This window comes from Corynebacterium sp. MC3 (assembly GCF_900099485.1).
GTDB lineage: Bacteria > Actinomycetota > Actinomycetes > Mycobacteriales > Mycobacteriaceae > Corynebacterium > Corynebacterium pseudogenitalium.
In genome coordinates, this window is the sequence record NZ_LT622800.1 from 1 (window position 1) to 5,318 (window position 5,318).

A 5,318-nucleotide genomic window follows, 5' to 3' on the forward strand; every position below is an offset into this window, starting at 1 on the left:
CCACCGGCAGCGAGGCCTGCCCCTTATGCACATCGAGAGGTGTGTAGGGGGCTGGTTGGCGCCCTTGCCGCCGGCGGTGAGCCCGCCGCCTTCGCCCAGGAGTGTTTCGCCCGGGTTAGGGTGGCGGGCAACGTTGACGGTGAGGTCTGCGTTAATGGAACCAACTACTACGATCTTCATACCCACCCACAGTAGCGCCTAAAACATGCTGTCGATGAGGCGCCGCGTGTATTCGTGCTGCGGATTACGCAGGACGTCCTGCGTGCGGCCCTCCTCCACGATTTCGCCCTCGTGCATCACGATCGTGCGCGGGCACAGCGCGCGCACCACGCCGAGGTCGTGGGAGACGAACACGAGGGTGGAGGCGAGCTCGTCGAGCAGGGTGAGCACCTGGTTGCGCAGGGTGGCGTCGAGGGCGGAGACGGGCTCATCCGCAAGCAGGATATCGGGGGTGGCGGCGGTCGCGCGCGCAATAGAGATGCGCTGGCGCTGCCCGCCGGAGAACTCGCGGGGCAAACGCCGCTCGGTGCCCTCGAGTCCGACCGCGGCAAGCACCTCGCGGGCCCGCCGCGTATCGACGCCCGCCTCTTCCACCGACGCCCCGACCCGCATCCGCGGGTCCAAGGAAGAGTAGGGGTCCTGGAACACCATCTGGCAGCCGCCGTTGATGCGGACCTCCCCGGAGTCGACGCCGCGCAAGCCCGCGATGACGTGCAGGAGGGTGGTCTTGCCGGAGCCGGACCCGCCCACGATGCCGATGCGCTCGCCCCGGCGGACCTCCAGGTTCACGTTGCGAAGGGCTTGAGTGGTGCCGCGGGTGACGGAGACGTCGCGAAGCGTGACCACGGGTGTGCCCACCTCGCGCGGCGCAGTCGCGAGCGTGGGCAGCGCCGGGTTGAGCAGTGCGCGCGAGTAGGGGCTGTCGATAGGTTCGATTGCCCCGGCGCGAAACACCAGGACCTCGTGCGTCATGTGTTTGACCACGGGCATGTCGTGGGAGATGAACAGCAGGCCCATGTCGCGGCGGCGCACCACAGTGTCGATGAGGTCTAGGACCTGGCGTTGGACGGTGACGTCGAGGGCGGTGGTGGGCTCGTCGCAAATGAGGAAGTCGGGGTCGCCGGCGAGGGCGAGAGCGATGAGCACGCGTTGGCGCTGCCCGCCGGAGAGCTCGTGCGGGTAAGCCTCGGGGCGGTCGACGCCGACTTCCTGCAGCAGGTGCCGCGGCACGACCTTGCCGATCTTCTTGAGCGGGTCGAGTGCCGTCATGGGTTCTTGGAAGACCATTGCGACGCGAGAGCCGCGCACGCGGCGGCGGGTCCGCTCGGAGGTGCCGATCATTTCGACGCCGTCGACGGTGATGGAGCCTTCGGCGGGGAGGTCCGTGAGCCCCATGATGGACAGCGCCGTGAGTGACTTGCCGGACCCGGACTCGCCGATGATGCCGAGGCGCTGGCCGCGCTCGAGCGTGAAACTGATGCCGTGCAGCAGGCCCTCAATGTGGAGGTTAGAAACGTCGATCACGGGGACCTCCTGCGACGTTGCACGCGAGAATCGTCAGCGCGATGGCGAGCGCCGGCCACAGCGCCAAGTGCGGGGCGGTGGCCAGGTACGGCTGGCTGGCCTGCAGCATCCGGCCCCAGGACGCAAAGGGCGCCTGCACGCCGAAACCGAGGAAGGACAGGCCCGACTCGGCGAGTACCGCCATGGAAAACGCCACCGCGATCTGCGTGATCACCACCGGCAGGATGTTGGGAAGCACGTGGCGCCAGGCCACCATGATCCCTGGTACCTTGTTCAGGCGGGCAGCCAGGATGTAGTCCTGGGACATCACGCGAAGCGTGGCCACGCGCGACACGCGCACGAACCCGGGGATGCCCGCGATGCCAAGGGCGAGCACCACGATCCACATGCTGGCGCCGAACGCAGCGGTCAACGCGATGGCGAGCAGGAGCGCCGGGAATGCCATGAGCACGTCGCTGCCGCCCATGATGGTGCGCTCCGTCCAGGAGCGGCGCATGCCCGCCAGGATTCCCAGCGGCACGCCCACGAGCAGTGAGAGCGCCGCGGCACCTGCGCTCGCAGCAACGGTGTAGCGCGCGCCCATCATGATGCGCGAGAGTAGGTCGCGGCCCAGCTCGTCGGTGCCGAGCAGGTGCGTGGCGCTCGGCGCGGCGAGGCGGTCGGCGGGCATCGCCTGCAGCGGGTCGTAGGGCGTCCACACCAGTGAGAGCACCGCCACGAACACGATCGCCCCCAGCGTCGCCCACCCAGCTATTCGTTTCGGGTTCACTTCGCCCTCCTGACACGGGGGTCAACCACCCCGTAGGCGATGTCCACGAGCGCGTTGACCAGTAGCGTACACGCCACCAGCAGCATCATCGTGGACTGCACCGCCGTGATATCACGGTTTCGCACCGAGTCCAGCAGGAAAGAGCCAAGGCCGGGGATGGCGAAGACCTGCTCCACAACCACGGCGCTGACCACCAGCGCGGACAGCTGGATCCCCACCACCGTGAGCACCGGCAGCGCGGCGTTGCGAAGCACGTGCTCGCGCACCACCTGCGTCATGCTCGCACCGGTAGAGCGCGCGGTGCGCACGTAGTCGCGCTCGAGCTCCTCGGAAACCGCGGTGCGGATATACCTCGCCAGGATCGCCGTCTGCACGGCGGTCAGCGACAGCACCGGCAACACCGCGTGCGCAGCCGTGCCCCACCCGTTGGCAGGCAACCAGCCCAAACGCACCGAGAACACCGCCACGGCCACAATGCCGACAACGAAGCTCGGCACCGCCATGCCCAGCTGCGTCAGCCCGGACAGCACCGCACTGTTTCGCCGCGCCAGCCAGATCCCGACAGGAAGCGCGATGGCCAGCGACAACACCATCGCAGCCACCGCCAACACCAGCGAGACCCCCGCGCGCTGCCAGATCACCGGACCCAGGTCCGCGCCGCTGGCCAGCGACACCCCGAAGTCACCGCGCAGCATCGCCGCGATCCAGCCCACGTACTGGGCCACCAGCGGGCGGTCCGTCCCCAACGTGTGCGACAGCTCCGCCACCGCTTCATCCGAGGCGTTGAGCCCAAGCGCGATGCGCGCCGGGTCGCCCGGGATGGCCCGCAGCAGCAGGAAGATCACCACGCTGGCCGCGGCGAGCAGCGCGAGCAGCCGCAGCAGTGTTGACGCAATGCGTTTCATCGGCGCACCTCGTTCAGTGGCAGGGAATCGGTGACCACGTTCGGGTCAAGCCCGTGCACGCCCGGCGCGTAGAGCACGATGTTCGGCGCGTTGACCAGGGTGAGCGCCCCGGCATCCGCCATGATGGTGTCCACCGCGGCCCGCAGGTCGCCTTGCGCCATGAGCTCGCGGGCGTGCGCGGAGTCGTAGCCGAAGTAGTAGTCCGGGTTGCCGAACATGTGCACCATGTCGCGCGGCTCCACGTGCGAGATAATCGACGCCTGATAGTCGTGCTGCTTGTGCACCTTGTTCAGCCACACCGCCGGGAACTCGACGGTGTGCAGCGTGACGCGGAAGCCGACGCTGCGAAGCTGGGAGTAGATGAGCTCGCTGGCGGTCTGCGCGTACGGCAGGCTGGGCACCTCGATGGTGACCTCAGGGGTGCGTCCGGCGAGCAATTCGCGTGCCTTGTCCGGGTCGAAGGGGTAGTAGTTGGTGCCGGTAAACCACGGGTCGGTCGGTGGGACGGGCGCGCCGCCAGTGTCGGTGGCGAGCCCGTTGTAGACTACCGCGTTGAGCGCGTCACGGTCGATGGCGTAGGCGGCGGCCTGCCGCACGGTGACGTCGTCGAAGGGTGCGGCCTTGTTGTTCATGCTGAAGACCACCTCGCCGTTGGTGGTACCGACGGCGGTGGTGATGTCTTCAGGCAAAGCGTCGAGTAGCTGCGGCGCCTGCATCGCCCACACGACGTCCACATCGCCGACGCGCAGCGCGTTCACCGCAGCGATGGCGTCGCCGAAGTAGCGGATCATGGCCCCGCTTTGCGGCTTTGTGCCCCAGTAATCGGGCCGCGGGTCGAAGGCAATCGAGTGGCCGGGCTCAAACGAGCGCAGCGTGTACGGCCCGGTGCCCAACGGGTTTCGAGCGAGCCTTCCCACGGAGTCGGGCGTCATCATCGCACCCGTCATCGTTCCCATGGACCACAGCCACTGCTCGCTCGGTGCCTTCAGCGTTACCTCGAGCGTGCGCGGGTCCACCGCGCGCGCGGATGCGACCGGGTCCATGTTCTCCTTGATGCCGTTGACCCAGGAGTCCTTCACATAGTTGATGGAGAAGACGGCGTCGCTGGCGTCGAAGGGGGAGCCGTCGGAAAAGGTCACGCCTTCGCGCAGGTCGAAGGTGTAGACGGTGCCGTCGTCGCTTACACGCCACGAGGTCGCCAACCACGGCTGCGGTTCGCCGTTGGCGTCGATACGCACGAGCGTCTCGTAGATGTTGCCCATCAGCGCCTGGGGTGCCGCGGCACCACCGATGGAGGTGAAGTCGAGGCCCGCAGGGGGCCCTTGCGTTGCGACGACCACATCCTCCCTGGGCGTCGCGGGACCACACGCAGCGAGGCTCAGCCCGAGCGTGGCGCCGAGCGCGGACGCCATCAGCCCGCGCGACAGGGTGCTGAAATGCATGAGTGTAGAGTCTAGCGGTCCCAGACTCCTGCGAGAATTTCCATCGAACGCAGCGCCTCTTCATGCGTTGGGGCCTGCAGCGAAATCATCAACTCGTCCGCGTGTGCGGTGGCGGCGAAGTCGGTGAGGTAGTCGCGGACCTGATCACCGGTACCGGCCGCGGTGTAGCGCAGCATGCCGATGATCTGCTGGCCCTGTGGGGAGCGCACGACCTCGTCGAGCTGTTCATCGTTGAGCATGGTGCCGCGGCGGCCGATCATGGCGCGCACCCGGTTGCGGTGCACCAGGTGGGTCTGGCGCTCGGCGTCCTCGGCGGTGTCCGCGGCGGTGACGTTTACGGCCGCGATGCAGTAGGGCTCCGGGTAGCGCTCGGACGGCTCGTAGTTCTCCTTGTAATACGCCGTGGCCTGCTCCAGCATGTTGGGCGCGAAGTGGGAGGCAAACGAGTACGGCAGACCGAGCTTCGCTGCGAGCGACGCCCCGAACATAGAGGAGCCGAGGATGTACAGCGGCACGTTGGTGCCTGCGCCCGGCACGGCGGTTACTCCGGCGAGTGGGGAACTATCGCTGAGCCAGGCCTGCAGCTCCAGCACGTCCTCCGGGAAGCGGTCTCTTATACACCTCTCGCTGTGGATTAGAGACAGGCGTCGCGTAGCCGCCGCGGCCGGCTCGGCCCCC

5 protein-coding genes and 1 pseudogene are annotated in these 5,318 nt (G+C 67.8%); all 6 read right to left on the reverse strand.

Annotated elements, in window-relative coordinates:
• Nucleotides 1–180, reverse strand: a pseudogene (locus BQ4436_RS11790) (hypothetical protein); the annotation flags it as partial.
• Nucleotides 181–198: 18 nt separating this feature from the next.
• Nucleotides 199–1,524, reverse strand: a complete 1,326-nt coding sequence (locus BQ4436_RS00005; protein WP_070975089.1) for an ATP-binding cassette domain-containing protein — start codon at nucleotides 1,522–1,524, stop codon at nucleotides 199–201.
• Nucleotides 1,508–2,293 (reverse strand): ABC transporter permease, encoded by a 786-nt coding sequence (locus BQ4436_RS00010; protein ID WP_070975090.1) that lies wholly within the window; start codon nucleotides 2,291–2,293, stop codon nucleotides 1,508–1,510. Before BQ4436_RS00010 ends, BQ4436_RS00005 begins: the two co-directional genes overlap by 17 nt.
• A complete protein-coding gene (locus BQ4436_RS00015) occupies nucleotides 2,290–3,198 on the reverse strand; it encodes an ABC transporter permease (RefSeq protein WP_070975091.1) in 909 nt (302 codons plus the stop codon). The genes BQ4436_RS00010 and BQ4436_RS00015 overlap by 4 nt, the downstream gene beginning before the upstream one ends.
• Complete coding sequence (locus BQ4436_RS00020) at nucleotides 3,195–4,640, reverse strand: ABC transporter substrate-binding protein (RefSeq protein WP_070975092.1); 1,446 nt, start codon at nucleotides 4,638–4,640, stop codon at nucleotides 3,195–3,197. Before BQ4436_RS00020 ends, BQ4436_RS00015 begins: the two co-directional genes overlap by 4 nt.
• Nucleotides 4,641–4,651: 11 nt before the next feature.
• On the reverse strand, nucleotides 4,652–5,318 hold a 667-nt coding region (locus tag BQ4436_RS00025; RefSeq protein ID WP_143000731.1), incomplete at its 5' end, for an MsnO8 family LLM class oxidoreductase.